Origin of the sequence: Microbacterium sp. EYE_78 (assembly GCF_023149035.1) — a bacterium.
Taxonomy (GTDB): domain Bacteria; phylum Actinomycetota; class Actinomycetes; order Actinomycetales; family Microbacteriaceae; genus Microbacterium.
The window spans coordinates 1,218,096-1,244,769 of sequence record NZ_JAHXMY010000001.1 but is presented as its reverse complement, the minus strand read 5'-3'; the positions used below and the strand labels follow the sequence as shown (position 1 = coordinate 1,244,769).

The 26,674-nt window shown below is 72.1% G+C and carries 28 protein-coding genes; 14 read left to right on the top strand and 14 right to left on the bottom strand.

The window, feature by feature from the left end:
* Window positions 1–34: 34 nt before the first annotated feature.
* On the bottom strand, window positions 35–1,465 hold the full coding sequence (locus KZX17_RS05920; protein WP_248170138.1) for an FAD-dependent oxidoreductase: 1,431 nt from the start codon (window positions 1,463–1,465) through the stop codon (window positions 35–37).
* A 50-nt stretch (window positions 1,466–1,515) separates the two neighbouring features.
* Here KZX17_RS05920 and KZX17_RS05915 point away from each other — a divergent pair, with 50 nt between their 5' ends.
* Complete coding sequence (locus tag KZX17_RS05915) at window positions 1,516–2,091, top strand: HhH-GPD-type base excision DNA repair protein (RefSeq protein ID WP_248170139.1); 576 nt, start codon at window positions 1,516–1,518, stop codon at window positions 2,089–2,091.
* Window positions 2,092–2,117: 26 nt separating this feature from the next.
* Window positions 2,118–2,522 (top strand): DUF1801 domain-containing protein, encoded by a 405-nt coding sequence (locus tag KZX17_RS05910; protein WP_248170140.1) that lies wholly within the window; start codon window positions 2,118–2,120, stop codon window positions 2,520–2,522.
* Here the strand turns inward: KZX17_RS05910 and KZX17_RS05905 are convergent.
* The 3 genes from KZX17_RS05905 to KZX17_RS05895 form a co-directional block, all read right to left on the bottom strand.
* Window positions 2,506–2,802, bottom strand: coding sequence for a hypothetical protein (locus KZX17_RS05905; protein ID WP_248170141.1), 297 nt, complete (start codon window positions 2,800–2,802; stop codon window positions 2,506–2,508). The genes KZX17_RS05910 and KZX17_RS05905 overlap by 17 nt on opposite strands.
* A gap of 4 nt (window positions 2,803–2,806) precedes the next feature.
* Window positions 2,807–4,195 (bottom strand): glycine--tRNA ligase, encoded by a 1,389-nt coding sequence (locus tag KZX17_RS05900; protein ID WP_248170142.1) that lies wholly within the window; start codon window positions 4,193–4,195, stop codon window positions 2,807–2,809.
* 116 nt (window positions 4,196–4,311) lie between these two features.
* Window positions 4,312–4,704: a DUF4870 domain-containing protein gene (locus KZX17_RS05895; RefSeq protein WP_248170143.1), complete on the bottom strand. Its 393-nt coding sequence runs from the start codon at window positions 4,702–4,704 to the stop codon at window positions 4,312–4,314.
* A 136-nt stretch (window positions 4,705–4,840) separates the two neighbouring features.
* Here KZX17_RS05895 and KZX17_RS05890 point away from each other — a divergent pair, with 136 nt between their 5' ends.
* The 3 genes from KZX17_RS05890 (at window position 4,841) to KZX17_RS05880 (ending at window position 8,832) form a co-directional block, all read left to right on the top strand.
* Window positions 4,841–6,301 (top strand): flotillin family protein, encoded by a 1,461-nt coding sequence (locus KZX17_RS05890; protein ID WP_248170144.1) that lies wholly within the window; start codon window positions 4,841–4,843, stop codon window positions 6,299–6,301.
* 258 nt (window positions 6,302–6,559) lie between these two features.
* Window positions 6,560–7,360, top strand: coding sequence for an SDR family oxidoreductase (locus KZX17_RS05885; protein WP_248170145.1), 801 nt, complete (start codon window positions 6,560–6,562; stop codon window positions 7,358–7,360).
* Between the two features lie 71 nt (window positions 7,361–7,431).
* Window positions 7,432–8,832, top strand: a complete 1,401-nt coding sequence (locus KZX17_RS05880; protein ID WP_248170146.1) for an MFS transporter — start codon at window positions 7,432–7,434, stop codon at window positions 8,830–8,832.
* A 70-nt stretch (window positions 8,833–8,902) separates the two neighbouring features.
* Here the strand turns inward: KZX17_RS05880 and KZX17_RS05875 are convergent, their stop codons facing one another.
* On the bottom strand, window positions 8,903–10,141 hold the full coding sequence (locus KZX17_RS05875; RefSeq protein ID WP_248170147.1) for an MFS transporter: 1,239 nt from the start codon (window positions 10,139–10,141) through the stop codon (window positions 8,903–8,905).
* A gap of 44 nt (window positions 10,142–10,185) precedes the next feature.
* On the opposite strand from KZX17_RS05875, the gene KZX17_RS05870 reads away from it, so the two are divergent.
* Together KZX17_RS05870 and KZX17_RS05865 are read left to right on the top strand one after the other, a co-directional pair.
* Entirely contained in the window at window positions 10,186–10,593 is a 408-nt protein-coding gene (locus KZX17_RS05870) for a MerR family transcriptional regulator (protein WP_248170148.1), read from the top strand.
* Window positions 10,594–10,678: 85 nt separating this feature from the next.
* Window positions 10,679–10,948: a hypothetical protein gene (locus tag KZX17_RS05865; protein ID WP_248170149.1), complete on the top strand. Its 270-nt coding sequence runs from the start codon at window positions 10,679–10,681 to the stop codon at window positions 10,946–10,948.
* 3 nt (window positions 10,949–10,951) lie between these two features.
* Here KZX17_RS05865 and menC read toward each other — a convergent pair whose 3' ends face one another.
* From menC to KZX17_RS05850, 3 genes are read right to left on the bottom strand one after another with little or no spacing between them, the layout of a single operon-like run.
* Complete coding sequence (menC, locus tag KZX17_RS05860; RefSeq protein ID WP_248170150.1) at window positions 10,952–12,085, bottom strand: o-succinylbenzoate synthase; 1,134 nt, start codon at window positions 12,083–12,085, stop codon at window positions 10,952–10,954.
* Window positions 12,086–12,111: 26 nt separating this feature from the next.
* Window positions 12,112–12,807, bottom strand: coding sequence for a GNAT family N-acetyltransferase (locus tag KZX17_RS05855; protein ID WP_248170151.1), 696 nt, complete (start codon window positions 12,805–12,807; stop codon window positions 12,112–12,114).
* Window positions 12,808–12,825: 18 nt separating this feature from the next.
* Complete coding sequence (locus tag KZX17_RS05850; RefSeq protein ID WP_248170152.1) at window positions 12,826–13,722, bottom strand: WcbI family polysaccharide biosynthesis putative acetyltransferase; 897 nt, start codon at window positions 13,720–13,722, stop codon at window positions 12,826–12,828.
* Between the two features lie 106 nt (window positions 13,723–13,828).
* Here KZX17_RS05850 and KZX17_RS05845 point away from each other — a divergent pair, with 106 nt between their 5' ends.
* The 4 genes from KZX17_RS05845 (at window position 13,829) to KZX17_RS05830 (ending at window position 17,265) form a co-directional block, all read left to right on the top strand.
* Entirely contained in the window at window positions 13,829–15,544 is a 1,716-nt protein-coding gene (locus KZX17_RS05845) for a long-chain-fatty-acid--CoA ligase (protein ID WP_248170153.1), read from the top strand.
* Window positions 15,545–15,645: 101 nt separating this feature from the next.
* Window positions 15,646–16,500 carry a sulfurtransferase gene (locus KZX17_RS05840; protein WP_248170154.1) on the top strand — a complete coding sequence of 285 codons (855 nt, stop codon included), beginning with the start codon at window positions 15,646–15,648 and terminating at the stop codon, window positions 16,498–16,500.
* A gap of 49 nt (window positions 16,501–16,549) precedes the next feature.
* Window positions 16,550–16,879 (top strand): PadR family transcriptional regulator, encoded by a 330-nt coding sequence (locus KZX17_RS05835; RefSeq protein WP_248170155.1) that lies wholly within the window; start codon window positions 16,550–16,552, stop codon window positions 16,877–16,879.
* On the top strand, window positions 16,876–17,265 hold the full coding sequence (locus KZX17_RS05830) for a hypothetical protein (protein ID WP_248170156.1): 390 nt from the start codon (window positions 16,876–16,878) through the stop codon (window positions 17,263–17,265). The genes KZX17_RS05835 and KZX17_RS05830 overlap by 4 nt, the downstream gene beginning before the upstream one ends.
* A gap of 4 nt (window positions 17,266–17,269) precedes the next feature.
* On the opposite strand, the gene KZX17_RS05825 is transcribed toward KZX17_RS05830, so the two are convergent.
* Window positions 17,270–17,686 (bottom strand): hypothetical protein, encoded by a 417-nt coding sequence (locus tag KZX17_RS05825; protein ID WP_248170157.1) that lies wholly within the window; start codon window positions 17,684–17,686, stop codon window positions 17,270–17,272.
* Between the two features lie 87 nt (window positions 17,687–17,773).
* Between KZX17_RS05825 and purU the strand changes: the two genes are divergently transcribed.
* Window positions 17,774–18,649, top strand: coding sequence for a formyltetrahydrofolate deformylase (purU, locus tag KZX17_RS05820; protein ID WP_248170158.1), 876 nt, complete (start codon window positions 17,774–17,776; stop codon window positions 18,647–18,649).
* 169 nt (window positions 18,650–18,818) lie between these two features.
* Here purU and KZX17_RS05815 read toward each other — a convergent pair whose 3' ends face one another.
* Window positions 18,819–19,598 (bottom strand): SDR family NAD(P)-dependent oxidoreductase, encoded by a 780-nt coding sequence (locus KZX17_RS05815; RefSeq protein WP_248170159.1) that lies wholly within the window; start codon window positions 19,596–19,598, stop codon window positions 18,819–18,821.
* Window positions 19,599–19,678: 80 nt separating this feature from the next.
* On the opposite strand from KZX17_RS05815, the gene KZX17_RS05810 reads away from it, so the two are divergent.
* Complete coding sequence (locus KZX17_RS05810) at window positions 19,679–20,161, top strand: MarR family winged helix-turn-helix transcriptional regulator (protein ID WP_248170160.1); 483 nt, start codon at window positions 19,679–19,681, stop codon at window positions 20,159–20,161.
* 78 nt (window positions 20,162–20,239) lie between these two features.
* Here KZX17_RS05810 and KZX17_RS05805 read toward each other — a convergent pair whose 3' ends face one another.
* Genes KZX17_RS05805 through KZX17_RS05790 form a run of 4 tightly spaced genes read right to left on the bottom strand, consistent with a single transcriptional unit; the run spans window position 20,240 to window position 25,419 of the window.
* Window positions 20,240–21,043 (bottom strand): MerR family transcriptional regulator, encoded by an 804-nt coding sequence (locus KZX17_RS05805; RefSeq protein ID WP_248170161.1) that lies wholly within the window; start codon window positions 21,041–21,043, stop codon window positions 20,240–20,242.
* A gap of 36 nt (window positions 21,044–21,079) precedes the next feature.
* On the bottom strand, window positions 21,080–21,610 hold the full coding sequence (locus KZX17_RS15180; protein WP_248170162.1) for a 2'-5' RNA ligase family protein: 531 nt from the start codon (window positions 21,608–21,610) through the stop codon (window positions 21,080–21,082).
* Window positions 21,607–23,589, bottom strand: coding sequence for a M13 family metallopeptidase (locus KZX17_RS05795; RefSeq protein WP_248170163.1), 1,983 nt, complete (start codon window positions 23,587–23,589; stop codon window positions 21,607–21,609). The genes KZX17_RS15180 and KZX17_RS05795 overlap by 4 nt, the downstream gene beginning before the upstream one ends.
* 39 nt (window positions 23,590–23,628) lie before the next feature.
* Window positions 23,629–25,419: a lipase family protein gene (locus tag KZX17_RS05790; RefSeq protein ID WP_248170164.1), complete on the bottom strand. Its 1,791-nt coding sequence runs from the start codon at window positions 25,417–25,419 to the stop codon at window positions 23,629–23,631.
* Window positions 25,420–25,531: 112 nt separating this feature from the next.
* Here KZX17_RS05790 and KZX17_RS05785 point away from each other — a divergent pair, with 112 nt between their 5' ends.
* Window positions 25,532–26,524 (top strand): substrate-binding domain-containing protein, encoded by a 993-nt coding sequence (locus tag KZX17_RS05785; protein ID WP_248170165.1) that lies wholly within the window; start codon window positions 25,532–25,534, stop codon window positions 26,522–26,524.
* Window positions 26,525–26,674: the final 150 nt, after the last annotated feature.

Below are 26,674 nucleotides of genomic sequence, written 5' to 3'. Positions count from 1 at the left end.
ATGCCGTTCGAGGCATCCACCCTTGACAGGCGGCTCAGGCCGAGGCACTGTCGCCGGCGGACCCGCCCCACAGCAGTGCGGACCGGACGCGCTCGGCCTCGGTCTTCGCGTCCGCGGCGACGCGGGTGATGCCGGTGCCGTCGATCCAGGCGCCCGTGACCCCGATGCGCGGATCGCGCCGCAGCGCCACTCGGAGCTCGTCGCGCTCGGGCGAGAGCGCGGAGGAGGGCAGCGCGGGCGTCCACGTCGCACGGTGCACGGCCGTGACGCGACCGATGTCGCCGCCCAGCAGCTCGGTGGCGGCGTCCGTGGACGCGGCGATGACCTCGGCGTCCGACCCGCCGCGCGCGGGCGTCGTCACCCGCACGACGTGCGGGTCGCCTGCCGTGTGCGGCCACGTGGCGGTGGCGTGGATGACGGCGGTCGCCGCCGCCGTGTCCGGCACCGCGTAGACCGCGTGACCGCGGGGGCGGGCATCGAGGGCGGGCGCGTCCAGGACGAGAGTCACGACGTCGAGGTCCGCGGGCGACAGCCGCGGGCCCCCCGCGTCCGCGAGGAGTGGCGCGAGCAGCCGCCGCGCGGCGGGTTCGGGCGTCGCGACGATGACCGCATCGGCCTCCACAGGCTCGCCCCCGGCATCCGGGTCCAGGCCCGTCGCCTCGACCGCGAAACCGGCGACCCGTCGGTCGATCGCGGTCACGTCGACGCCGGTCCGCACCTCGACCTCGAGGTCCGCCAGCCGCCCCGAAACCGCATCGATCAGCTCCGACATCCCGCCCTCAAGCGTGGCGCGGGCGGGCGGGGCGGATCGGTCGTCGGGAAGCTGCTGCGCGACTGCACCGGAGAGCGACCCCGTGCGGGTGAGGGCGGCGTTCAGCCCCCGCGCCGCGCGATCGACGTCGACCCGCTCCGGTGGCACGCTGTGGATGCCCCACGTGAGCGGCGCGACCATGCGCTCGAGGACGCGCCGACCCATGCGTCCGCTCGTCAGGGCGCCGAGGTTGCGCTCGGCGCCGATGGTCAGCGGCGGGCGGAGACGATCGAGGTAGGCGCGCCAGACCCCGGACCAGCCGATGATGCGCGCCACGCGCGCGTCGAACGGGCTCGCAGGGATGCCGAGGATCGATGCCTCGGGCAGCAGGGCCGTCCCGAAGGACCCCGCGACCCAGGTGTCGCCCGCACGTGCCCCGACCACGCGCTCCCGCAGCCCCAGTTCGTCGATGAGGTCCTCGAAGTCGCCGGGGGCGACGCGCCACCCGTCCGCGGCGACGTCGACCATCCGGCCGTCGAGCTCGGCCGAGGCCACCAGTCCGCCGAGCCGGTCGCTGCGCTCGAGCAGCGTGACCTGCATCCCGACCTTCGCGCACTCGAGGGCCGCGACGAGCCCCGCGACGCCACCGCCGACGACGACCACCCGCGCGCTGCGCGCGTGTCGGATCAGTTCGGACGCGGCATCGGAGCTCATGCCCCCATCCTCCCCCACCCCCGCCGCTCCGACGGTGGGAACATGGGTGCATGGCCCTCCACATCACCGGCGACGAGGCCGCCGACGCGCTGCTGACCGACGAACCCCTCGCCCTCCTCATCGGCATGCTCCTCGATCAGCAGATCGCGATGGAGACGGCCTTCGCCGGCCCCCTGAAGATCCGCGACCGGACGGGCGGCCTGACCGCGGAGGGCATCGCCGGGACCGACCCGGACGAGTTCGCGGCCGCCTTCGGCGAGACGCCCGCCGTGCACCGCTTCCCGGGGTCGATGGCGACGCGCGTGCAGGCGCTCTGCCAGACCCTCGTCGACGAATGGGGCGGCGAGGCATCCGCCCTCTGGACGAAGGACGACCCCGACGGGCCGACCGTCCTCAAGCGTCTGAAGGCGCTCCCGGGCTTCGGCGACCAGAAGGCGCGCATCTTCCTCGCGCTGCTGGGCAAGCAGTACGGGTTCACCGGCGACGGCTGGCGCGATGCGGCCGGCGCCTACGGAGAGGAGGGCTCGTTCCGCTCGGTCGCAGACATCGTCTCGCCCGAGTCGCTCACGAAGGTGCGCGAGCACAAGCGCGCCGCGAAGGCGGCGGCCAAGGCCGCGAAGGGCTGAACGACGTGGAGCGAACCGGCCGGGACGTGGACGAATTCCTCGCGCAGGTGACGCCCGCGAAGCGGCGGGCGGATGCCGCGGCCCTCGTCGCGATGATGCGAGAGGTGTCGGGCCGGGAGCCCGAGATGTGGTCGGGCTCGATCGTCGGATTCGGCGCCTGTCGATACCGGTACGCGAGCGGGACCGAGGGTGAGATGCCCGTCCTCGGCTTCTCGCCGCGGAAGACCTCGACGACCATCTACCTCGACCGGACGGAGGCGCACGCCGACGCCCTCGCCGATCTGGGCCCCCACACGACGGGAGCCAGCTGTCTGTACGTGAAGGACTTCGACGCTGTGGACGAGACGGTGCTGCGCGGCATCCTGTCGGAGTCGCAGCGCCGGATCGCCGGCGACGAGCTGCCCGGCGCGACGATCACCGTCCTGGATTGACCGCGCGCGGTCGCGCAGCTCGTTCGACGAGGAACGCGACAGCGAGCACCAGCACGATCGCCGCGAGCATTCCGCGGGCGACCCACGCCGCCCCGTCATCGACGATCTCGCCGTCGCGGAGTCCGAGCACGACGAGGAGCGCGGCGATCCCCTGGCCGCGCGGCGTGCCACCGGCATCCTGATCGACGGCAGCCGCAGCGGGGATACCGACCAACAGCGCGAGCACGATCGCAATGATCGCGCACAGGAACGCGATCAGGTGCGCGACGACTCGCGCCACCGGCTCAGGCGCCGCGCAAGCGCGGGGCGAGGTACGCGTGCAGCTCTGACAGCGCGACGCGCTCTTGGGCCATCGAGTCGCGGTCGCGGATCGTCACCGCGTCGTCGTCGAGCGAGTCGAAGTCGACCGTGACGCAGAACGGCGTGCCGATCTCGTCCTGCCGACGGTAGCGACGACCGATCGCGCCGGCGTCGTCGAAGTCGACGTTCCAGCCGTTCGCACGCAGGTCGTCGGCCACCTTGCGGGCCAGCGGCGACAGGCGCTCGTTGCGGCTGAGCGGCAGCACCGCGACCTTGACGGGGGCGAGGCGCGGGTCGAGGCCGAGGACCGTGCGGGTGTCGGTGCCGCCCTTGGCGTTCGGCACCTCCTCCTCGCGGTACGCGTCCACGAGGAACGCCATCATCGAACGGGTGAGACCGAACGAGGGCTCGATCACGTACGGGACGTAGGTCTCGCCGGACGCCTGGTCGAAGTAGGACAGCTTCTGCCCCGAGGCCTCGATGTGACTCGACAGGTCGTAGTCGGTGCGGTTGGCGACGCCCATGAGCTCGCCCCACTCCTTGCCGGGGAAGCCGAAGCGGTACTCGACGTCGATGGTGCCGGCCGAATAGTGCGCGCGCTCGTCCTCGGGGACGTCGAACTGGCGCATGTTCTCGGGGTCGATACCGAGGTCGATGAACCAGTCCCAGCACGCCGCGACCCAGTGGTCGAACCACTCGCCGGCCTCGGCCGGCGGCGTGAAGAACTCGATCTCCATCTGCTCGAACTCGCGGGTGCGGAAGATGAAATTGCCGGGCGTGATCTCGTTGCGGAACGCCTTGCCGACCTGGCCGATGCCGAACGGCGGCTTCTTGCGGCTCGCGGTCAGGACGTTCGAGAAGTTCACGAAGATGCCCTGCGCGGTCTCGGGGCGCAGGAAGTGCAGGCCGCTCTCGTCGTCGACGACGCCGAGGTAGGTCTTCACGAGGCCGGAGAACGACTTGGGCTCGGTGTACTGGCCCTTCGTGCCGCAGTTCGGGCAGGGCACGTCGCCCAGGCCGTTCTCGGCGGCGCGGCCCTTGCGGGCCTCGAAGTCCTCGATCAGCGTGTCCTCGCGGAATCGCTTGTGGCACTGCAGGCACTCGACGAGCGGGTCGGTGAAGGTCGCGACGTGCCCCGACGCCTCCCAGACGCGCTTCGGGAGGATGACCGACGAGTCGAGCCCGACCATGTCGCCGCGACCGCGGACGAACGTCTGCCACCACTGCCGCCGGATGTTCTCCTTGAGCTCCGTGCCGAGGGGGCCGTAGTCCCACGCCGACCGCGAACCGCCGTAGATCTCGCCCGCCTGGAAGACGAACCCGCGGTGACGGGCGAGGGCGATGACTTTGTCGAGGCGGGACTGCTCGGCCACGGTGGCTCCAATGGTCGTTTCGAAGAGGGTGCGCGACAGCGCGGGATGCCGCAGAACGCGGCATCCTCGAGTCTATCCGGGCGCCCCCGCCCGCGCCGCGCCCGTCGGCGCCGGGCTCAGGACACGAAGCGGATCGTCAGGGGCGGCGTGTACCACTGCCCCTGATTGGCCTTCACGGCGCCGATGATGCCGATGACGATGACGAGCACGCCGACGGCGATCAGCAGGAGGATGCCGATCCCGAAGAAGCTGAGGATGCCGCTGACGAAGGCTGCGATCAGCATCGTCAGCTGGAAGTTCAGCGCAGCCGCCGTGTGCGCCCGGACGAACGGGCCGCGGTCGCGCAGCACGAGATAGGCGACGAGCGGCCCGATCCAGTTGGTGAAGATCCCGCTCAGGTGGGTGAGGGTCGCCCACATCTTCTCGTCCTCGGGACGCATCGGCGGGACAAGCGCGTACGCGCTGTACGGGGGTTGGGGCGGCTGCTGCGGAGGCGGCGGCATGGTCATGTCGTCAGCGTAGGGCCACGGATCGGATGCCACGAACTTCGTCACGCGGCTGGCGTAACCGATACGTTCGAAGGCGACATCGTCGCGGGTCATCGACACCGCGGGACATCGACACCTCGGGGGGAATCAACACCGTATGGACGCAATCATCGCCGGAGGCGCGTTCGTGATCGGCGGCATCATCGTCGTCGCCGTCATCGTCTTCATCATCATCCTCATGGTCGTGCTGCGCGCCTGGTACAAGGTGGCCAAGGCCGACCAGGCCCTGGTCGTGGTCGGACGCAGCCAGAAGAACGCCGCGGGCGACTCCTCACGGATCTCCGTCATCACCGGCGGCGGCGCCCTCGTCAACCCGCTCACGCAGCGCGCCGAGATGATCTCGCTGCGCGCACGCCAGATCAAGATGGAGCCGACGGCCCAGGCATCCAACGGCGTCACCGTCAACGTCAGCGGCGTCGCGCTCGTGAAGATCGGCTCCGACCCCGAGTTCGTCCGCCGCGCCGCCGAGCGCTTCCTGTCGCAGGACGGCGCGATCGAGCAGTTCACGACCGAGCAGCTCGAGGGTGCGCTCCGCGGTGTCGTGGCCACGCTGACCGTCGAGCAGCTCATGAAGGACCGGCAGAAGCTGTCGGACCAGATCGCCGAGGGCATCAAGAGCGACCTGCTGGCGCAGGGCCTCATCCTCGACTCGTTCCAGATCCAGGGCGTCACCGACAAGAACGGCTACATCGACGCCCTCGGCGCGACGGAGGTCGAGCGGGTGCGCCGCGAGGCCGAGGTCGCCCGGATCAACGCGGCCCGCGAGGTCAAGGCCCGCCAGATCGCGACCGACGAGGCGAACCTCATCGAGCAGACGGCCTACGACCGCAACACGGCCCAGGCCTCGGCCGAGGTCGGTCGCGCCCGCGCCGAAGCCGAGCAGGCCGAGGCGCTCGCCCGCGCCGAGCGCGAGCAGGCCGTCCTCCTGCAGCAGGCCGAGAACCGGCAGGCGCAGCTGGACGCGGACGTCAAGAAGGTCGCCGACGCCTCGCTCTACGAGCGTCAGCGCTCCGCCGACGCCGACGCGTACACGCAGGTCAAGGCCGCCGAGGCCCGCGCGCAGATCGCCGCCCAGGAGGCGGAGGCCACGCGCCTCCGCGCCCAGGCCGACGCCGACGCCGTCCGACTCGAGGGTGAGGCCCGCGCCGAGGCGATCAAGGCCGAGGCCGCGGCTATCGCGCAGAACCAGGAAGCGCTGCTCGCGCAGCGCGCCGTCGAGGCGCTCGTGCCGCTCATGACCGAGTTCGCGCGCGGCTTCGACAAGGTCGGATCCATCACCGTCCTCGGCGGCGAAGGGGCGTCCAGCCACATCGCGGGCGAGAGCGCGTCGAGCATGCGCGCCACGTTCGACGCCGTGCAGGCGGCGACCGGGATCGACCTGCGCGGCATCATCCAGGGGCAGGCGACCGGCCGCGGGATCGCGCAGGGGTTGCAGCAGGAGCAGGGGTCCCAGAGCGAGCATGATGCTGCGCCGCTGCGACGCCGCTCGGCGGCACCGGCCGAGCCGGCCGCGCCCGCTCCCGACGGGGCATCCGCGCCGTCGCCGGACGCCGTGTGACGACTGCCGCAGCACACCGGCAGCGCTGATCGGCCGCGCATCCTCGATGGGGGGCCGATCAGCGTTTGGCGCCGCGCGCGTTCGCGAGGAGATGACGGCTCCCGAGGGCCGGATCGGCTGAACCTCTCCTCGCGAAGCCGCATCTCCTCGCGAAGCGACACGCCGCGAGGGGCGGGGTGCCCTCGGGAGGGGGTACGGCGGCGGGGCGGCACTGTCAACCCCGCTCACCGCCGTCCGGGCGGTCCGTAGCGTCGGGGCATGACCTTCGCACCGCGCCGCGCCATCGTGACCGCCTCCGACTCCGGGATCGGGCGGGCGACCGCTCTCGCCCTCGCCGACGCCGGGATGGACGTCGGTGTCACGTGGCACTCCGACGAGGAGGGCGCGAACACGACGGCGGACGAGGTGCGGCGCCGCGGCCGGAAGGCCGTGGTCGCGCGGTTCGACGCGACCGACCTCGCATCGGTCCCCGGTGTCGTCCGCGATCTCGCGTCGCAGCTCGGCGGCCTGGACGTCTTCGTCAACAATGCCGGCGGCGGCACGGGCGGCCCGTTCCTCGAGATGGACATCGACGGGTGGCGGCAGGTGGTCGGCCTGAACCTCGACGGCGCCTTCGTCGGCATGCACACGGCCGCGACCCTGATGGCCGACGCCGGTCAGGAGGGCCGCATCATCGCGGTGACGAGCGTCCACGGCTCGCAGCCGCGGGTGGGCTCGGCCGCCTACGTCGCCTCCAAGCACGGCCTCGAAGGGCTCGTCAAGACGATGGCGCAGGAGCTCGGCACGAAGGGCATCACCGTCAACTCGGTCGCGCCCGGCGAGATCGCGACGCCGATCAACGACATGGACGCCGAGGACGCCGAGCAGACGCATCGCCCCGGCATCCCGATCCCCCGCCCCGGCAAGCCGGAGGAGATCGCGGACGTCATCGCCTTCCTCGCCTCGCCGGCATCGTCGTACGTGACGGGCGCGACGTGGGTCGTCGACGGCGGGATGCTGCAGATGGGCCCGCAGGCGGGCTCGCACCTCGAGTCGGACGCCTGGCGCGACGCCGGCTGAGCGCCGCCCGCGTCGCACCCCGGGGATACCCTGGAGGGATGGCTCGGGACGACAGACGCAGATTGACCCGGATGCCGCGACAGGGGGCCGTCGTCGCGGTGCTCGCCGTCTCGGGGCTCGCGTCGTCGTTCATGTTCACGCTGGTCGTGCCGATCCAGTCCAAGCTCCCCGAGCTGCTGAACGCCACCCGCGAGGACACCGCCTGGGTGGTCACGGCGACGCTGCTCGCCGCCGCCGTCTTCACGCCGATCGCGGGGCGACTCGGCGACATGTACGGCAAGCGCCGCATCGTGCTCGTGCTGCTCGCTCTGCTCGTGCTGGGCTCCGTCGTCGCCGCGCTCTCGACCGGCATCGGCGGTGTCATCGTCGGCCGGGCCCTGCAGGGCGCGGTGACCGGCGTCGTCCCGCTCGGGATCTCGATCATGCGCGATGTGCTGCACGAGGACCGGGTGGATGCCGCGATCGCCCTGATGTCGGCGACGCTCGGCGTCGGCGGGGCGATCGGCATGCCCGTCAGCGCCATCATCACCGAGACGAGTGACTGGCACGTCCTGTTCTGGATGGCGGCGGGCCTCGGTGCCGTCGTCTTCGTCCTCGTGGCCCTCGTGGTGCCGCCGAGCGTGCTGCGGACCGCGGGGCGCTTCGACTACGCCGGCGCGGCGGGCCTCGCCGTCGGACTCACCGGGGTGCTGCTCGCGGTCTCGCGCGGCAACGAGTGGGGCTGGACATCGCCCGCGACCCTCGCGCTCGGGCTCGGCGGCCTCGTCGTGCTGCTGCTGTGGGGCTGGTTCGAGCTCCGCATCCCCGAGCCGCTCCTCGACCTGCGCGTTGCCGCCCGGCCGGCCGTCCTCCTCACCAACCTCGCGTCGGTCGCCATGGGGTTCTCGCTGTTCGGCTCGAACGTGTCCTACCCGCAGATGCTCGAGCTCCCGGCATCCGTCGGCGGCTTCGGACTCACCCTCTTCCAGGCCAGCCTCATCGTCATGCCCGCGGGACTCGTGATGATGGTGCTGTCGCCGTTCTCGGGACGGCTGGCGCGGACCATCGGGCCGCGGCTGCTGCTCATCATGGGCGCGAGCGCGCTGATCGTCGCCTACGCGTACTCGCTGCTGTGGGCCTCGGAGGTCTGGCACATCCTCGTCGCCAACCTGCTGATCGGCGTCGGCATCGGCTTCGGCTACGCCGGCATGCCGATGCTCATCATGCGGTCGGTGCCGCAGAGCGAGACGGGCGCCTCGAACGGACTGAACGCGCTGTTCCGATCGCTCGGCACCTCGATCGCCGCCGCCGTCGTCGGCGCCGTGCTCGCCGCACTGTCGATCGATCAGGGCGGGGTCGCGGTGCCGACCCCGGCTGCGTTCCAGCTGTCGTTCGCCCTCGGGCTCGCGGCAGCGGTCATCGCACTCGCGGTGGCGCTCTGCATCCCGCAGCGCCGCGACCCGCACGAGGCGCACCCGTCCCTGCCCCGCTGACACCCTCGGCGGCCGCCGCGGCGACAGCGGTGCAGCGGATGCCGCGCGTCGCGCCGCGGCATCCGTCCCCTCAGCGGCGCGTCGCCGCGGATCCGTCGCGATCGCGGACGGGGCGCCGTGCCGCACCGACGGCGGCGACGACCAGCAGCAGCGCGACGACGACGGCGCCGCCCGAGAGCGCGGTGGCTCCGGCGGGTGCCGCGGCGCCTCCGACGAGGTCGCCGAGCCACGGCCCGACCGCGATGCCGACGTTGAAGGTGACGACGACGCCCGCGCTGGCGAGCGTGCGGGTGCGGTCGGTGGCGATGCGCATGAGGAGCGACTGCTGCAGCGGGAAGTACACCCCGATCGCGAAGCCCCAGGCGGCGAGCGCGACGTACATGAGCGGGGTGTCGGCGGCGAGGGTCAGGATGCCGAAGGCCGCCGCCAGTCCCGCGAGGACGGCCACGAGCGACCCTCGCGGCCAGCGGTCGGCGAGCGGGCCTGCGACGGCGACGCCGACGAGCCCGGCGGCGCCGTAGCCGAAGAGGAGGATCGGCACCTGCGCCTCGGGCGCCCCGGCCGAGACCTCGAGGAGCGGGCGCACGTAGGTGAAGGTCGCGAACTGCCCGAGCGCGAAGACGAGGGCTGCCGCGGCGAAGAGCAGGATCGGTGCGAGCGAGGCATCCGCGCCTGTCGGACGTTCGGCGCGGGGCATCGCCGCTGCGGGCGCCCGGCGAGGAAGCCGCAGGGCGATGACGATCGCCAGCGCGAGCGCCGCGACGGCCAGGACGCCGAACGACCAGCGCCACGACAGCAGCTGCGCGATGAGCGCGCCGGCCGGGAGCCCCGCGAGCGTCGCGACGGTGCCGCCCGCCGTCACGAGGGCGAGTCCGCGCCCGAGGTGGCTGGGCGCGAGGAGCGAGGTCGCGTAGACGATGACGATGGCCCAGAAGAGTCCGTGCGCGACGCCGGCGGCTACGCGCGTGGCGACGGCGACCTCGTAGGTGGGCGCGAGCGCCGTCGCCGCGTTGGCGACGGCGAAGGCCGCGAGCGACCCCGCCGCGACCAGGCGACGGTCGAAGCGTGCGGTCAGTCGCGCCAGCGGGATGCTCGTCACGATCACCGTCACGGCCCACACCGAGATGAGCAGGCCGACACCGAGCGGGTCGGTCCGGAGCCCCTCGACCATCTCGGGCAGCAGGCCCGCGGGCAGCGACTCGGCCGTGACCGTCACGAACACCGCGAGGCTCAGGAGCAGGAGCGACCCGAGGGGGAAGCGCGGCGCCGCGGCGGCGGTCGTCGGAACGGAGGCGGTGGACGTGCTCATGGGTCGAGCGTAGAGTCTCACACTGATGTGAAGGTCAAGCGCGGATGCTCGACCCGGGACGGAAGGCGGTGCCGACGGTGCGGATCGGAGACGTCACGGCGAGGACCGGCATCCCTCAGCGGATGCTGCGCTACTACGAGGAGCAGGGCCTCGTGGCATCGCGCCGCGCCGCCAACGGGTACCGCGAATACGACGAGGATGCCGTCGAGCGCGCGCAGCGGGTGCGGGGGCTCATCCAGGCGGGGCTGTCGACGCGGATGGTGAAGGTGGTGCTCGACCTCGAAGCGGACTGCCGCGCCACGCAGCCACCCTCGTGCACGCGCGCACTCGCGGAGGAGCTCGCGACCGAGCTGCACGCGCTCGAAGACCGCCTCGCATGCCTGACGAAGAGCCGCGACGCCGTCGCGCTGTACCTGCGACGCTCGGCCCACGCCGATCTGCTCACGCCGTGAGCACCCGTTGACGGACGCCCTAGCACGCGGACGGTTTCGGGACAGCCCCATCGCGTCACCACCGCCGCGCCGTGAGGATGGACGCATGTCTTACGCCACCGAACGCCGATCGAATCCGACCGCATGGGCCGCCTTCTGGACGGGACTGGCAGGCCTGCTGCTCATGCCGATCCCGCTGTTCATCGGTCTCATCCTCGGCGGCGGACTCTCGCTCGTCGCTGCGGTGCTCGTGGTCATCGCCCTGCTCAAGGGCTTGGCCCGCCGCGGGAAGGGCATCGGGCCCGTCGTCTTCGCCGCGATCTTCGTGCTGCTCACGTGGGGCGGCATCTCGATCGGCGGCGGCACCCTCTGGTGACGACTACCGGCGCAGCGTCTCGCGCGCGACGGTGAAGGCCTCGAGCGCATCGTCGTCGATCTCGACGCCGAGGCCGGCACCGGTCGGCACCCGCACGTGCCCGTCGTCGAGCACGGCGGGCTCGGTCACGATGTCCCGCGCGTAGAAGCGGCCCGACGCGGAGACGTCGCCCGGCAGCGTGAACGCGGGGTGCGCCGCGAGCGCCGCGTTCGCCGCGCGCCCGATGCCGGTCTCGAGCATGCCGCCGCACCACACCGGGATCCCGGCCGACTGGCAGAGGTCGGCGATGCGCAGCGCTTCGAGGTACCCGCCGACGCGACCCGCCTTGACGTTGATCACCGTCGTGGATCCCAGTGCGAGCGCGTCCCGTGCGGCCTTCACCGAGGTGATCGACTCGTCGAGGCAGATCGGGGTCTTCAGCTGCTGCGCGAGGGCGGCGTGGTCGACGAGGTCGTCCTCCTGCAGCGGCTGCTCGATGAGCAGCAGATCGAACCGGTCGAGCTGCGCGAGGGTGTCGGCATCCGCGAGCGTGTACGCGGAGTTCGCGTCGACCTGCAGGGGGATGCCGGGGAAGGCCGACCGCACGGCGTCCGTCTCGGCGAGGTCGCGCCCCGGCTTGATCTTGATCTTGATCCGGACGTACCCCTCGTCGAGGTAGCTCCGGACGGTCTCGACGAGCGCCTCCGGAGAGGATTGGATGCCGACGCTCACCCCCGAGGGGATCGCCTGCGCCGTCGCCCCGAGGTACGACGCGAACGACCGCCCCTCGCCGCGCAGCGCGGCGTCGAGGACGGCGAGCTCGAGGCCGGCCTTCGCCATGCGATGGCCGACGAACGGCTCGAGGACATCGGCGACACCCTCGGGTGCGACGGTGCCGCGCTCGAGCAGGGCGGGCGCGAGCCACCGGGTGGCGACGTCCCACGCGCCGTGGGTGTATTCGCTGGAGTACAGCGGGGCGTGCTGCGTGACGATCTCGCCCCACCCCTCGCCCGCGTCGGTGCGCGCACGGACCACGATGACCTCGCGCATGGTCTCGGTCCCGAACGACGTGGTGAACGGCGAGACGAGCGGGATGTGGAGCACGCGCAGCTCGATCTCATCGAGTCGGACGGATGCGGCGGGCTGAGCGGGCGGCATGTGGCCAGGCTACGCGCGCACCCGCCTCAGCGCCGCGTGAAGAGGTACCCCTCACCGGTGCGGAAGCCGCCGACGATGAGCCCGTCGTCGTGCTGCGCACGGAACGCGTCACGGACCTCGCGGCGCAGCCGCACCGCGGCATCCGGATCCTCGACCCGGAGCCGCTCGATGTCGCTCGGGATGGCGACGACGGCGACGACGTCCGACGGATCGGGTGTCGGCACCGGCGACGCGAGATGCCACGCGACATGCAGTCGGTCGCTCTGGTCGCCGCTGTTGATCGCATCGCCCATGTCGCCGTAGTGGTCGACGAGGTAGTCGGTGACCCGCGCACCCAGGACCTCGAGGTTGAAGTGGGCGTTGCGGGCGATGAGCGGATCGAAGGTCCAGGTGATCGTCCCGACGTCGCGGGTGAACGCCCAGTCGCGCTGGTGCGCCTTGAGCGCACGACCGATCCCGCGCGCCTGCGCGTCGGGCAGGACGCCGGTCACGTGGGAGTGCATGCTGCGCGATGCCGGTGGCCCGAAGAATGCGGCGGACGCGGCGACCATCCGCTCACCGTCATAGACCCCGACGACGTAGTTGCCGGAGTGCTGCAGCGCGCGCAGCAGGTTCGGCGGCATCCCGCCGTCGGGCGACCCCCAGACCGACTCGAAGACGCCGCTCGCGGCGACCATCTCGTCGACGGTGTGGAGTTCGCGGATGTCCAGGGCGTCGGTCATGGCGCCACGCTACGCCGATCAGCGACGCCAGCGCGCGAGCGTCGGACGGAGCCGCTCGATCGCGCCGCGGACGAAGGCCGGGTTCTCGCGGTACCACTCGAGGTGCGCCTCGTGCACCTCCGCTGCGCCGACGGTGCGCCCAGCCACGTCCCAGGCGGGTGCCGCCTCGTCCTCCAGCCCCCAGGCCTCGATCACCCAGGGTTCGCGCGGCGCATGGACGTCGTTCAGCAACCGACGTCCGGGGTCGACCGCGGCCCCGCCCCGCCCGAGGGCGCGCAGGACGCGCTCGCCGATCGCGAGGATCACCTCGTTGCCGGGATGGTTCACGGTGCGGACGAGGTCGAAGCGGGGTACGGCGAACACGTCCGAGACGGCGACGTCGAGGGATGCCTCGCGTCGCCGCAGCTCGGCGATCGAATCGGCGGCCTCGGCGTGGACGGCGTCCCGCGTCAGCCGCTCCTGCACGGGGATGCCCGCGGCCTCGGCGAGGGTGCGGATGTCGTGATAGGCGACGATCGGCGGCGTCTCCTCGACACCCGGCACGTGCAGCGCGGCCTGGAAAGGGTGGAGCCCCGTATAGCGCACCACCGGGAACGTGACCGCGCGCCCAGACGCGGGGAGGGATGCCGCGAGCTGACGCGTCCCCAACGGGAGGCCGTGGTAGTCGTCCTTCACCGGCTGCGCGATGAGCGCCGACGCGCCGGCGACGAGCTCGTGGAGGCGGCGGGTCGCCCCGGCATCCAGCTCGAAGACGGGCGGGACGCGCACGAGCGGCAGCGCCTCGGAATCAAGGACGATCCGCACCGACTCGGCCTGACAGTTGCCGACGACGACGCCGTACCCGCCGCGTGGCGGCGCGCCCCAAGCGCCGGGGTCGTGTCGGTCGTGCGGGTCGGGCGGGGATCCGGTCGTCATGCATCGAGCGTGCCGGTCGGAGCACGCCCCCGCCACCGCTTGCGCACGAGCGCGGACCGGAGAAGGAGACACCGCCGCGACACCCCCGCCGCCTAGGATCGTCGCCGTGCAGCTGAACGAGACCCGTGCCTGGAACCGCTTCTACGCCGCCGGCACCCCTGTCGACATCGAGCCCGTGACCGGATCGCTCATCGACCTGCTGGAGGAGCGTGTCGGGCAGTACGGCGAGCGCGACGCGATCGCCTTCTTCGGCCGGCCGGTCACCTACCGCGAGCTCGGTGCGCGGGTGGCCCGCGTCGCGAACGGCCTGCGGCAGCTGGGCGTCGGCGCCGGTGACCGCGTCGCCCTCATCATGCCGAATGCGCCGCAGCACGTCATCGCGTTCTACGCGGTGCTCCGACTCGGCGCGGTCGTCGTCGAGCACAACCCGCTGTACACCCGCGACGAGCTCGAGGCGCAGTTCCGCGACCACGGAGCGGCGACGGTCATCGCCTGGGACAAGGTGGCTCCGCTCGTGCAGGCGATGCCGGCCGAGGTCGGCATCCGTCACGTGATCTCCGTCGACGTGACGACCGCGATGCCCGCGAAGACGCAGGTGCTGCTGCGCCTGCCGGTCGCGAAGGCGCGCGAGTCCCGGGCGAAGCTCACCGCTCCCGCGCCGGGGACGATCCCGTTCGCACGGCTCGAGCGCTCCGCGCCGATCGCTGCGGATCACCCGAGGCCCGGCGCCTCCGACCTCGCCTGCCTGCAGTACACCTCCGGCACGACCGGCGTCCCGAAGGGCGCCATGATCACGCACGCCAACCTGTGGTCCAACGCCCGCATGGGCGCGGCGTGGATGCCGCAGTTCCGGCAAGGCGAGGGCAGCATCTACGGCTTGCTGCCGATGTTCCACGCGTTCGGCCTGCTGCTGTCGGTCATCTATTCCGTCGAGACCGGGTCGCGCGCGGTGCTGTTCCCGACCTTCGACCCCGAGTTGGTGGTGGATGCCGCGAAGCGGTTCCCCCCGACGTTCATCCCCGCCGTCCCCCCGATGTTCGACCGGCTGGCCCGGGTCGCGCGCGACGGCGACCTGGACCTCAGTCAGGTCGTGTACTCGATCTCGGGTGCGATGACCCTGACGCCGGCTGTGGTCTCGCGCTGGGAGACGCTCGCCGGCAGCATGCTCAACGAGGGGTACGGCCTCACCGAGACGAGCCCCATCGCCCTGGCCAACCCGTTCGACGACTCCCGCCGCATCGGTGCCATCGGCATCCCCTTCCCCTCGACCGACATCAAGGTCGTCGACCCGGAGGAGCCGACCCGCGAGGTTGCGCAGGGCGAGATCGGAGAGCTGCTGATCCACGGGCCGCAGGTCTTCGCGGGGTACTGGAACCGCCCTGACGAGACCGCCGCGACGCTCCTCGACGGCGGCTGGGTGCGCACCGGCGATCTCGTGCAGCAGGACGAGGACGGCTTCGTCACGGTCGTCGACCGCAAGAAGGAGCTGATCATCACGGGCGGCTTCAACGTCGCCCCCACCGAGGTGGAGCAGGTCGTGGCCCAGACGCCGGGCGTCGCCGAGACGGCGGTCGTCGGCATCCGCCGCGGCGGCGGCGCCGAGGTCGTGACGGCGGTCGTCGTACTCGAGGAGGGCGCGACCTTCGACGAGCAGGCGGCGCGCGAGCTCGCGCGCGAGCGGCTGGCCGAGTACAAGCGGCCGACGACCTATGTGGTGTGGGAGGAGCTGCCGAAGTCCCTCATCGGCAAGGTCCTGCGGCGCCGTGTCCGCGACACGCTCGTCGCCGACCGGCACGCCACCCGCGCGGCCGCCGCGGACTGACCGGGCCGCACGCGCAGTCTGTTGCGCCGTGTGACGCGGGGCGTTTCGGTCTGTTGCACCCGCTGAGGCGGTCGGATGCCGCGGCACGGCAGTCTCGCGGGGTGGGCCCGCTCATCTCCGTCGACGACATCGAGGTGGCGCGCGCGTCCGGACGGACCGTGCGCCTGCTCGACGTGCGGTGGCGGCTCGACCTGCCCGAAGGGCGACCGGCCTACGTCGGAGGGCACCTGCCGGGCGCCGTGTACGTGGACCTCGAGCGCGAGCTGTCGCGGCCGGGGCATCCCGAAGAAGGGCGCCATCCGCTGCCAGAGGTCGACGAACTGCAGCTCGCGGTGCAGCGTTGGGGCATCGACGACGGCGACCTCGTCGTCGCCTACGACGACAACGACGGCGTCGCCGCCGCGCGGGCATGGTGGCTGCTCCGGCGTCGCGGCGTCGACATCCGCGTCCTCGACGGGGGCATCGGCGCCTGGATCTCGGCAGGCCTTCCCCTACAGACCGGCGACATCGCCGTCGAGCCGGGCGACGCCGAGCTGGAGGACCGCGACCCGGGAACGGTGTCGCTGACGGATGCCGCCCGCCTGCCCCGACGCGGCGTCCTCGTCGACGTGCGCTCGCCCGAGCACTATCGCGGCCGGGCCGCGTCGGCCGACCCCGTCGCCGGCCACATCCCGGGAGCGGTGAACGTGCCCACCGTCACCCACATGCGGCCGGATGGGCGACTGCGACCGGCCGCCGAGATCTCCGCCGTGCTGAGCACCCACGGCATCCGCCCCGGCGTGGAGGTCGCGGTCTACTGCGGCTCCGCCATCGCGTCGGCCCACTCGGCGCTCGCCTTCGCCACCGCCGGGATCGACGCGCAGGTGTACGCCGGCTCGTGGAGCCAGTGGTCGCGGACGAGCGGTCAGCCCGTCGCGACCGGTGCCGAGCCGTGGCAGGTGACCGCGACGGCGTGAGCGTCACGTGCGGCTTGCCTCACGACCTATGTAGTGCCACTATCTATGCATGTCGGACGAGGGGCTGCGGCCTGAGATCACGCGGGCAGGCCTACCGCTCGTGGCGCTCGCTCTGCTCGCCGGCGGGCCGGGTCATGGGTATGCGCTGCTGTCCCGACTGAGGGAGCGCGGCTTCGACCGCGTGCAGGGCGGCACCCTCTATCCGCTGCTGCGACGGCTCGAAGAGCGCGGCCTCGTGGGACATCACTGGATCCACGACACCGTCGGCCCGGGGCGGAAGGAATTCGCGATCACCCCGGCCGGTCGGGAGGAACTCGACCGCGCACGCGCGGAGTGGGAGCGCGTGGGTCACGCGCTCGGGACACAGGGGGACGAATGAGCTACGAACAGGAACTGACCTTCCACCTGCGACTGCGTGGTCGCACGGAGGATGAGATCGGCGAGACCATCCGGGAGCTGCGGGCACACGGCGTCGCATCGACGGGACTGCGCGACGAGTTCGGCTCGCCCGCCGAGTACGCGGACGGATTCGAGAAGCGGCCCCGGAAGAGCCTGGGAAGCACCATCAGCGCGACGGCGACGATCCTCGCCATCGCATGGATGCTGCTGTGGATCGGCGTCGCGGTCGTCCGACGGTTCGCGCTCGGCATCGACGACGCGGGGGCTGGGTTCCCGCCGCTCCTCCCCATCGCGTTCGCCATCGGCTTCTCCGGACTCGCGGCCGGTTTCCTCGTCGACCGGTGGCGTCCGCCGCGCGTGGCGTGAAGCCTCACTCGGGGCGCCAGCGCTCCGGCTGATCGCACATCGTGAGGCCTGCGGCCTCGCCGTCGAGGCAGGCACCGTCGACGAGCGCCCGGTCGCCGAGCGGCTCTGCGAGACGGACCGTGACCGGCACCGCGTCGTTGCCCGGGCACTCGCCGTCGTCGCTGCCGTTGTCCGCCACGGGCGTCTCGATGACGACGCGTTCGTCCTCGATGCGCACCACCGGCGACAGGACCTCGCCCGTGACACCGCCCGCGCACTCGAGGCGGGACACGACGAGTGCGACCTCCGTACTCTGCGGGGACGGCGTCGATCGCAGCTCCCATGTGCCCGTCTCGGCGGCCCCGCTCGCGCACCCCGTGAGGACGAGCGCCGCCCCCGCCGCGCACAGCCAGGCACTCCCCCGCACCATTGCGCTGCCCATGACCAGAGAGTGTCGGATGGATGCCGATGGTCTCGGCATTGCCGTCCGCGTTCCGCGGCATCCGTCCCCACAGGGCAGAATCGAGGGATGACGTCGCCCGCCCCGCTGCATCCCGCCCACGCCTGCCTCATCGTGCACGGCAAGGACACCCCCGGGATCATCGCCGCGGTGTCGGCCATGATCACGCGGATCGGCGGCAACATCGTCCAGTTCGACCAGTACTCCGATGACCCCCGCGGCGGCGCCTACTTCCAGCGGGTCGTCTTCCACCGGCCGGACTTCGCCGGGCAGCGCCCCGCGATCGAGGCCGAGATCGCCGAGACCTTGCGGCCGTTCGAGCTCGAGTGGTCGCTGACCGACCAGTCGACGCCGAAGCGCATGGCGATCCTGTCCTCGAAGCAGGACCACTGCCTGCTCGATCTGCTGTGGCGCAACCGTCGCGGCGAGCTGCCCACCAGCATCCCCATGGTCATCTCGAACCACACGTCGTCGGCGGAGGACGTCCGCTCGTTCGGCGTGCCGTTCTTCCACGTGCCGTCGGTCTCCGGCCCCGACAAGTCGGCCTCCGAGGCGAAGATCCTCGAGCTGCTGAAGGGCAACGTCGACTTCGTCGTGCTGGCCCGGTACATGCAGATCCTGTCGCCCGAGTTCCTCGACGAGCTGGGCGTGCCGGTCATCAACATCCACCACTCGTTCCTGCCCGCGTTCATCGGCGCCGAGCCGTACCGCAAGGCCAAGGAGCGCGGCGTCAAGCTCATCGGCGCGACGAGCCATTACGTCACCGGCGACCTCGACGAGGGGCCGATCATCGAGCAGGACACGATCCGCGTCACCCACGCCGACACCACTGAGGAGCTCGTGCGCCGCGGCGCCGACGTCGAGCGCCAGGTGCTCTCGCGCGCCGTGCGCTGGCACGCCGAGGACCGCGTCATCCGCCACGGGAACCACACGATCGTCTTCTGACGCGCGCGCTGCGGGGCGTTCGAGGGACGCGAATCGTCGCCCGGGTCGGGTTCGGACGACACATCGCGTCCCCTGAGCGCGACGAGTGCGCGTTCCGGGGACGCGAAGCGTCGCTCGACGAGCACCCGAGCGACCAGTTGCGCCCCCCGAAGCTCTCGCCGGCGCCGGGTCAGAGGATGCCGGTCAGCACGCCGCCATCGGCGCGCAGCGCGGCGCCGTTGATCGCTGACGCACGAGGGCTCGAAAGGTAGGCGACGAGCGTCGCGATCTCGTCGGGGCGGATGAACCGCTCGAGCAGCGTCGTCCGGTTGGACCCGATGATGGATGCCGCGACCGCCTCGGCCGGAGCGTTCTGCGATGCCGCGATCGACTCGACGACCGACGCGACACCGTCAGAGTAGGTGGGTCCGCCCAGCACGCTGTTGACCGTCACCTCCGTGCCGCGCGTGAGCTTCGCGAGGCCGTTGGCGAGCGCGATCGTCGCCGCTTTCGACACGCCGTACGGGATCATGTCGGCCGGGACGCTGACTCCCGACTCGCTCGCGATGAACAGGATGCGTCCCCACCCGCGCTCGAGCATCCCCGGCAGCAGACGGCGGGACAGCCGCACGCCGGCGCCCAGGTTCACATCGAGGTATCGCTGCCACTCGTCGTCGCCGGTGTCGGCGAAGTCACTGAGCCCGAACGCCCCGGCGTTGTTCGCGAGGATGTCGACCTCCGGCAGGTCGTCGAACGCCGCCGGATCGGCGACGTCGCCGGGGAGCGTCGTGACGTCGGCTCCAGGCACCTGCTCGCAGAGTCGCTCACCGGCGGCGCGGGCGCGGTCGGCATCCCTTCCGTTGAGGATGACGGCCGCGCCCTCGGCGGCGAGCGCCTCGGCGATTGCGAAGCCGATGCCCTGGGTCGAACCGGTGATGAGCGCGCGCTTGCCTCGCAGCTGCAGGTCCATGATCGTCCTTTCACTTGACTGAGCAAGTGACGGTACGCCCGTTTACTTGATTGAGCAAGTCATCGAGGTAGGGTGCATGCATGGCTGCTGCAGACGACCTCCCTCCCGATGCACTCGCGACGTGGTCGTCGCTGGCGACGCTGCTCGAGTGGTTGCCCGCCGCACTCGACGCCCAGCTGCAGCGGGATGCCGGTCTCACGCACTTCGAGTACGGCATCCTCTACGCGCTGTCCCACGCCGACGATGGACGCCTGCGCATGAGCACGCTTGCCGGGTATGCGCACAGTTCGCTGTCGAGACTGTCGCGCGCGGCGACCCGGCTCGAGGCGCGCGGCTACCTTCGCCGCGAAACGGACCCGGACGACGGCCGCTACACCGTGGCGATCCTCACCGACGAGGGCGCGGCGGCGCGACGAGCCGCCGGACCAGGTCATGTCGAGCTCGTGAACCGCCTCGTGCTCGAACGCCTGACCGTCGCGCAGCAGCGTCAGCTGGGCGTGATCACCGGCCGCATCCTCACCGCCATCGGCGACGAACCGGGGTGGAATCCCGTGAAGGCCTGACACCGCGCCGGGCTCCGGGGACGCGAACGGTCGCTGCGCGCGGTACCAGGCGGCAGATCGCGTCCCGGGAACGGCTCGTCAGGCGACGGGCTGCTGCAGGTCGACGATCCAGCGCGAGCCGGGACCGTCGTAGGGCGTCTGCTCGTAGATCTCGCGCGACGGGCCGTCGAACCGCAGCCCGCGGCGCTCGATCTCGGCGACGAGCGCCTGCCACGCGGCCTGGATGCCGCTGAGGTCTTCGGCCTCGAGGCGGGTCGAGAGGGCACGCGGATGCGGCGGCACCACCGCGCGCTCGAGGCCGTCCGGCACGGGCGCGTCGCCGATCTGCTCCGCTGCGGCGGCGATCATGCCGTCGTCGACCGTCGTGTAGACGGCGACGCCGGGACCGACGCGGCTCGCGCCGGCGGCCTCGATCAGCGCGCCGACACGCTCGAACATGCCGCCGATCTCCTCCTCGATCTGCGACATCTCGTCGACCTTCGCCGACAGCTGGACGATCGTCAGCTCGGGCAGCGCACCTTCGGTGTATTCGGACATGGGACTCTCCTTCGCGATCAACCGGAGCCTCGTCTCGACCTCACGCAGTCGCTGCCGGTCCGCGTCGATCTGGGCCGCGAGCTCGCCCCGACGCTCACGCAGGAGGCGGGCGACGGCATCCGACGACATCCCGTCGTCGAGCATGACGCCGACCTGCTCCAGCGTGAAGCCGAGGTCCTTCAGCGCGACCAGTCGATTGGCGCGGTCCAACTGCGACGCGGCGTAGGAGCGGTATCCCGAGAAGGGATCGACCCGCTGCGGGCGCAGCAGACCGAGCTGGTCGTAGTGACGCAGCATCCGCACCGAGACGCAGGCGAGGCGGGCGAACTCTCCGATACTCAACATGGTGATCCCAGGCCACAGTCTGACACCGTGTGAGGGTCAAGCCCTGTCCGCGAACGCACCCAGCCCGGTCACGGTGGCGGATGCCGCGTCCCACCGCCGCAGCCCCCGCACCGTCCCGACGATCGGGTCTCCCAGCAGCGGCAGCGCACGCTCGAGGTCCGAGACTTTGATCCGGCGGGCGAGGGTGACGTGCGGCGTCCACTCCCCCGGCGCGGTGTGCGGAGCGTCGTCGCCCGGTCCCGCTGCGGCGTGCACCGCCGCGTGCAGGGCGAGGAGCTCCGCCGACGGGACGACCGAGCGCGCGAGCACCCGCCGCTCCCCCGCCCCGAAGAGCACCACGGCGCCGAGCGTCACAGGGAACGCCGGGGGCAGCGGCATGTGCGCGAGCGTCACCGCGGAACGCACCAGCAGCGTCACGTGCGGCGCATTCGACGGCGACGTGTGCGCCGCGAGGCTCGACAGCCCGGCGTCGGCGAGTGCCTGCCATTCCGCGCGCACGGCGCGCTCGGTCGCCGCATCGAACTCGAGCTCGATGCTGACGACCGGCGCGCCGCGCACCGCGGTCACCAGATGGTGACGCGCTTGTCCTCGTCGAGCCAGAGCTCGTCCGACGGGGTCACCTCGAACGCGGCGTAGAACTCGTCGATGTTGCGCACGATCTGGTTGCAGCGGAACTCGTTCGGCGAGTGCGGGTCGATCGTCAGCAGACGGATCGTCTCGGCATCGCGCCCCTTCTGCTGCCAGATCTGCCCCCAGCTGAGCAGCAGGCGCTGGATGCCGGTGAGTCCGTCGATGACGGGGCCGTCGGCATCCGTCGAGCCGGTCGTCTGCAGGTGCAGGCGGTAGGCCTTGATCGCGATGCCGAGGCCGCCGAGGTCGCCGATGTTCTCGCCGATCGTCAGCGCGCCGTTGACCGTGTGATCGGACGACAGCCCCTGCGGCACGAGCGCGTTGTACTGCTCGATGAGGGTCTTCGTGCGCTCGGTGAACGCCGCACGGTCCTCGTCGGTCCACCAGTCGTTGAGCGCACCGGTGCCGTCGAACGCACTCCCCTGGTCGTCGAAGCCGTGGCCGATCTCGTGGCCGATCACGGCACCGATGCCGCCGTAGTTCGCGGCGGGGTCGCGCTCGAGGTCGAAGAACGGGTGCTGCAGGATCGCGGCGGGGAAGACGATCTCGTTCATCAGCGGGTTGTAGTACGCGTTGACCGTCTGCGGCGTCATGAACCACTCGTCGCGGTCGATGGGCGCCCCGAGCTTCGCGAGCTGCTGGTCGTGCTGCCACGCGTTCGAGCGGCGGACGTTGCCGATGAGGTCGGATGCCTCGATCCCGAGGTCCGAGTAGTCCTTCCACTTCACCGGGTAGCCGACCTTCGGCGTGAACGCCTCGAGCTTCTCGAGCGCGCGCTCGCGGGTCGCGGGCGTCATCCACTCGAGCGACGAGATCGACTGCCGGTAGGCCTCGATGAGGTTGTCGACGAGGACGTCCATCTCCTCCTTCGCCTGCGGCGGGAAGTGCCGCTCGACGTAGACCTTGCCGACCGCTTCGCCGAGGGCGGCCTCGACGAGCGAGACCCCGCGCTTCCAGCGCTCCCGGTTGACGGGGACACCGGTCATCTCGGTGCCGTAGAACGCGAAGTTCGCGTCGACGAACGGCTGCGACAGGAAGGGTGCGGCGGAGCGGATGACCTGCAGGCGCAGCCACGCCTTCCAGTCCTCGAGCCGGTCCTCCACGAGCAGGGTGCCGAGCCCTTCGAAGAAGCTCGGCTGGTTGACGTCGACGTCCTCGATGACGCCGGCCTTGCCGGGGGCGACGGCGTCGCGCCAGGGGGCGAGGTCGACGCCGGTGAGCTGCACCGCGGCATCCCACGTCATCAGGTTGTAGGTCGCGACGGCGTCACGGCTGCGGACGTTGTCCCAGTGGTGCGACGCGATCTCGGTCTCGAGCGCGACGACGCGATCGGCCTGCGCCTCGGCGTCGGCGACGCCCGCGAGTCCGAAGACGGTGGCGACGTAGGCGCGGAACGCCGTGCGCGTCTTCTCGAAGTTGTCGAGGCGGTAGTAGCTCTCGTCGGGGAGCGACAGTCCACCCTGCACGAGGAACATCACGTAGCGCTGCGGATTGCCCGGGTCGGGCTCGATGTAGGTGCCGAAGACCCCCGCGACACCCTCGCGCTCGAGCGTGCCGGCGGTGTGCAGCAGGCTCGGGATGCCGGTGACCGCCTCGACCTGCGCGAGCTGCGGCGCGAGCGCCTCGGCCCCGCGCGCCTCGATCGCCTCGGTGTCCATGAAGCTCGTGAACAGGTCGCCGATCTTGCGGGCCTCCGTGCCCGGCTCGGCGCTGGTGGACTCCTGGATGATCTCGCGCACGTCGTGCTCGGCCTGCTCGGCGATGAGGTGGAACGACCCCCAGCGCGCCTTGTCCTCGGGGATCTCCGTCCGCTCGAGCCAGGCACCGTTGACGTGGCGGAACAGGTCGTCCTGGGGCCGGACGTCGGCGCTCAGCTCGTCGAGCTGGATGCCGGAGGGAAGCGTGTTCTCGGTCATGCGTCCCACCCTATGGCCGCCGCCGACGGGCCGGCCGGGTCACTCGCGGGTGGTCGTGCATCCCTCCGCGACCGGCTCGCCGGCGAACCGCGCCCGGGTCCACTCGAACAGTTCGTCGAGCAGGGGCGAGGGCCGTTCGACCACACCCGCGTGCTCGTAGCCGTCGTAGATGCGGAAGTCGACGTCCTGCCCCGCGGCGCACATCCGCTCGACGAAGTCGGACTGCGTGCCGACCGAGATGACGCTGTCCGCCCCGCCGTGGCCGATGAGCAGCGGTGCGGTCTGCCGGAGCGGTGCGACGTTGTCGCGCAGGTGCACGCCGAGGGGTCCGGATGCCGGTGGCGTCGAGAACAGGCGCGGGTCGCCGCTCATCCCGATCGCCGCGGCCACCGACACCACGATCGCGGGATCGGAGAGGCACCGCTCGGACATCTGCCGCAGCACCGTGTCGGCACCGGGCCTGACGTAGTCGGCGTACTCGACGTCGTCGTAGATGTCGGAGAAGGCGGCGAAGGCGTACGAGGCGAAGATGCTGCCGCCGGTGACCGAGGAGATGTTCTGGACGAGCGCCGGCGGGTCGCTCGCCGGCGCGAGGGCGGCGACGCCCTGCACGAAGACCTCGGGCGCGTACTCCCGGGCCATCGCACCCGCCCAGAGCGCTGCGCCGCCGCCCTGCGAATGGCCCCAGATCACGGCGCGGGACCCGAGGTCGGCCTCCTGCAGCTCACGTGCTGCGCGAACCGCGTCCAGCGACGCGGTCGCGCTCGGCGGCCCGACGAGGTACGGATGCGGCCCCTCCGTGCCGAGGCCGATGTAGTCGGTCGCGACGACGGCCCACCCCTCGCGGATGATCGCGGGCAGGACGTAGAGCGCACCCGACCACAGCCCTCTCGGCTGCAGGGAGGGTGCGCAGTGCTCCGAGAACCCCGTCGTGCCGTGGTTCCAGTCGATGACGGGCCACCGGCCGTCGCCCTCGCGGGGGACGACGACGACGCCGCTCGCGACGCGCACCTCGCCGCTGACGCCGGTGGTCGTGTAGAGGATCCGCCAGGCCTGTGCCGTGTTCGGGATGCCGGAGGTGAACGGCTCCGCCCGCACGAGCCGCCCCGGCTCGCCCGGCATGTCGCGCGGGGCTGCGTAGAACTCGTCGACGACGGTCGATCCTTCGCGCAGCGGCGTCGTGACGACGGCCGTGGTCACGGCGAGCGCGACGGATGCGAGGGCGATCACCGTGCGGCCCCACCGCCGGCGCGGACGGGCCTCGTGACGCTGCTCGGCCGCGGTGTCCCTGCGGCGGCGAAGCCGGGTCCACAGATCGACGACGCCGCTCATGATGAGCCGCGCCCCGAACACGACGGCGACGACGAGCAGCGTGATGTCGGGCCAGAACAGCGCCAGCACACCGAAGATCACGCCGGAGACGGCGAAGGCGGCATCCGCGATGCGCGCGTCCAGCGTCCGTCCCTTCGCGAACACGGCGAACACCCCGGCGACGCCCGCCGCGAGCAGGAGCACGCCGACCAGGGTCGCCATGACGCGGACGGTCAGGCCGGGCGTCAGCAGGACGACGAGCCCGCCGAGCACCCACGCCGCACCGGTGAGCGTGCGCCACCGCGGGCGCGGCCCCTCGCCGTCGCGACCGGTCAGCTCGATGACACCCGTGAGCACCATGCCGCCGCCGATCAGCCACGCCAGCACACCGAGCGCCGTCGTCGGACGGATCACGATCACGACGCCGAGGACGACGGCGCCCGCAGCGACGAGCAGGCGCACCCATTCGGGCAGGCGCGCGTAGAGGCGCCCGAGCGCGAGGCGCTGCAGCAGCCGCATCCGGTCCCTCCTCCGTCCGCGTGGAGGTTCCACGGTAACCGCGGCGGGACGCCGGGCGCCGCCGCTCGACAGCGGGACGGCACTCGTGCAAGGGGCCGCTACAGTGAGCGCCATGGCCCGGGGCGGAACGATGCGCGCGAGCGTGCGCGACGTCGCCGCGCGCGCCGGGGTGTCGACGCAGACCGTCTCGCGCGTCATCAACGACAGCCCGAACCTGCGCCCCGAGACGCGCGCCCGCGTCGAGGCCGCCATGGCCGAGCTCGGCTACCGCGTCAACAACGCCGCGCGCGCGCTCGGCACCGCGACCACCCGCACCGTCGGCGTGGTCGCCTCCGACGCCACCCTGTGGGGTCCGGGTGCCGGCATCGCCGCCCTCGACGCCGCGGCGCGCGAGGCGGACCGCTGGTTGGCGACGGCGTATGCGGATGCCGCGGACCCGGCATCCGTCACTGATGCCGCCCAGCGACTGCTGTCGCAGGGGGTCGACGCGCTGATCGTCGTCGCCGCCCACACCGCCACGCTGCCCGCCCTGCGACAGGTCGCCGGCGACACGCCGCTCGCCGCCCTGCACACCGGTGAGGGCGCCGAGCGCCAGCGGCTCGGCGCCGCGCTCGCGATCGACCACCTCGTGGGGCTCGGGCACCGCCGCATCGCGCTGCTGTCGGGACCCGCGGACTGGCTCGAAGCGACGACCCGCGACGAGGGCGCCGACGGGGCGCTGGCGACCGCCGGCATCCGGCCCGCGGCGACCTGGCGCGGGGACTGGAGCGCCGCCACGGGCGCCGCGGTCGCGCGCGAGGTCGCTGTCGCGGTGCGCGGCGCGTCAGGGCCGACGGCGGTCGCGGCGGCGAACGATCAGATGGCGCTCGGGCTCATCGCTGGACTCGCCGCCGAGGGGATCCGCGTGCCGGAGGACGTCTCGGTGACGGGGTTCGACGACAACGCGGATGCCGCCTTCTACACGCCCGCGCTCACGACGGTCCGCGTCGACACTGCCGGCGAGGCGCGGCGCGTGGTCGCCGAGGCGCTGGGGCTGCCTGCCGCCGGGGCGGTGGCGGAGCCGGTGCTGATCGCGCGCGCGTCGACGGCGGCGCCGCGCGGCTGAGCGCGGTCGTCGCGCAGGGCGGCTGCCGTCGGACCGCGGCCCGAACTCCGGAACGACCGGCGCACCGGGGGCCGAGACGTGCCGACCGGGCGATCCATCCGGAGAACGGTCGACGGCGGAGAGGCCCGGCCTGGCGAAACGGAGATGTTA

What these genes read in the sequence shown, in the direction of transcription:
- KZX17_RS05920 (WP_248170138.1), bottom strand. Translation starts at nt 1,465, where the DNA reads ATGAGCTCCGATGCCGCGTCCGAACTGATCCGACACGCGCGCAGCGCG.
- KZX17_RS05915 (WP_248170139.1), top strand. Translation starts at nt 1,516, where the DNA reads ATGGCCCTCCACATCACCGGCGACGAGGCCGCCGACGCGCTGCTGACC.
- KZX17_RS05895 (WP_248170143.1), bottom strand. Translation starts at nt 4,704, where the DNA reads ATGACCATGCCGCCGCCTCCGCAGCAGCCGCCCCAACCCCCGTACAGC.
- KZX17_RS05890 (WP_248170144.1), top strand. Translation starts at nt 4,841, where the DNA reads ATGGACGCAATCATCGCCGGAGGCGCGTTCGTGATCGGCGGCATCATC.
- KZX17_RS05885 (WP_248170145.1), top strand. Translation starts at nt 6,560, where the DNA reads ATGACCTTCGCACCGCGCCGCGCCATCGTGACCGCCTCCGACTCCGGG.
- KZX17_RS05880 (WP_248170146.1), top strand. Translation starts at nt 7,432, where the DNA reads ATGCCGCGACAGGGGGCCGTCGTCGCGGTGCTCGCCGTCTCGGGGCTC.
- KZX17_RS05875 (WP_248170147.1), bottom strand. Translation starts at nt 10,141, where the DNA reads ATGAGCACGTCCACCGCCTCCGTTCCGACGACCGCCGCCGCGGCGCCG.
- KZX17_RS05870 (WP_248170148.1), top strand. Translation starts at nt 10,186, where the DNA reads ATGCTCGACCCGGGACGGAAGGCGGTGCCGACGGTGCGGATCGGAGAC.
- KZX17_RS05865 (WP_248170149.1), top strand. Translation starts at nt 10,679, where the DNA reads ATGTCTTACGCCACCGAACGCCGATCGAATCCGACCGCATGGGCCGCC.
- menC (WP_248170150.1), bottom strand. Translation starts at nt 12,085, where the DNA reads ATGCCGCCCGCTCAGCCCGCCGCATCCGTCCGACTCGATGAGATCGAG.
- KZX17_RS05855 (WP_248170151.1), bottom strand. Translation starts at nt 12,807, where the DNA reads ATGACCGACGCCCTGGACATCCGCGAACTCCACACCGTCGACGAGATG.
- KZX17_RS05850 (WP_248170152.1), bottom strand. Translation starts at nt 13,722, where the DNA reads ATGACGACCGGATCCCCGCCCGACCCGCACGACCGACACGACCCCGGC.
- KZX17_RS05835 (WP_248170155.1), top strand. Translation starts at nt 16,550, where the DNA reads ATGTCGGACGAGGGGCTGCGGCCTGAGATCACGCGGGCAGGCCTACCG.
- KZX17_RS05830 (WP_248170156.1), top strand. Translation starts at nt 16,876, where the DNA reads ATGAGCTACGAACAGGAACTGACCTTCCACCTGCGACTGCGTGGTCGC.
- KZX17_RS05825 (WP_248170157.1), bottom strand. Translation starts at nt 17,686, where the DNA reads ATGGGCAGCGCAATGGTGCGGGGGAGTGCCTGGCTGTGCGCGGCGGGG.
- purU (WP_248170158.1), top strand. Translation starts at nt 17,774, where the DNA reads ATGACGTCGCCCGCCCCGCTGCATCCCGCCCACGCCTGCCTCATCGTG.
- KZX17_RS05815 (WP_248170159.1), bottom strand. Translation starts at nt 19,598, where the DNA reads ATGGACCTGCAGCTGCGAGGCAAGCGCGCGCTCATCACCGGTTCGACC.
- KZX17_RS05810 (WP_248170160.1), top strand. Translation starts at nt 19,679, where the DNA reads ATGGCTGCTGCAGACGACCTCCCTCCCGATGCACTCGCGACGTGGTCG.
- KZX17_RS05805 (WP_248170161.1), bottom strand. Translation starts at nt 21,043, where the DNA reads ATGTTGAGTATCGGAGAGTTCGCCCGCCTCGCCTGCGTCTCGGTGCGG.
- KZX17_RS05795 (WP_248170163.1), bottom strand. Translation starts at nt 23,589, where the DNA reads ATGACCGAGAACACGCTTCCCTCCGGCATCCAGCTCGACGAGCTGAGC.
- KZX17_RS05790 (WP_248170164.1), bottom strand. Translation starts at nt 25,419, where the DNA reads ATGCGGCTGCTGCAGCGCCTCGCGCTCGGGCGCCTCTACGCGCGCCTG.
- KZX17_RS05785 (WP_248170165.1), top strand. Translation starts at nt 25,532, where the DNA reads ATGGCCCGGGGCGGAACGATGCGCGCGAGCGTGCGCGACGTCGCCGCG.